This window comes from Psychrobacter sp. T6-1 (assembly GCF_052258445.1).
Map to the genome: position 1 here is coordinate 1 of NZ_JBQQFC010000819.1, position 532 is coordinate 532.

Sequence of the window (532 nt, forward strand, 5' to 3'; positions counted from 1 at the left end):
AGGCGGTGATCCATTTTCTATGTCTATTCAGGATTCATTGGGTCAGTTTGCTCTAGACTTAGGCATAACTGGTGCGCCCGAAACCTTTGTTGTGGATGGAGATGGCATCATTCGTCAGCATATTGTTGGTGAGATTAATGAAGCCAATTGGCAACAGCGTGTTAAGCCGTGCCTGACAGTACTTAATAAGGCTAATAAGAACAACGATAGTCCTGATCTCATTCAGGTTGAGGAGATGTGCAAATGAACGTTACTCGAATAAGAGCTCCTCAACTAAAACCCAATATAGTTTTAAAACTAGCAAGCTTAATACTAGCGTGTCTGCTTAACATGACGGCAAACGCAGCTATTGACGTATACGATTTTGACTCACCACAGCAAGAAGCTCAGTATCGTGGATTAATAGAAGAGTTTCGCTGCCCAAAATGCCAAAATCAAAACCTTGCAGCCTCTGATGCACCGATTGCACAGGATCTAAAGCAAAAAGTCTATGATTTAATTAAAGATAGACGTAGTGATGCTGAAATACGCG

Annotated in this window: 2 protein-coding genes; both read left to right on the forward strand. The window is 41.7% G+C overall.

Annotated features, from left to right (window positions below; all coding sequences use genetic code 11):
* On the forward strand, positions 1–247 hold a 247-nt coding region (locus ACTXGO_RS16155), incomplete at its 5' end, for a thioredoxin domain-containing protein (protein ID WP_459112953.1).
* A gap of 83 nt (positions 248–330) precedes the next feature.
* Positions 331–532 (forward strand): cytochrome c-type biogenesis protein (locus ACTXGO_RS16160; protein ID WP_443575241.1); only part of this gene is annotated, 202 nt, incomplete at its 3' end.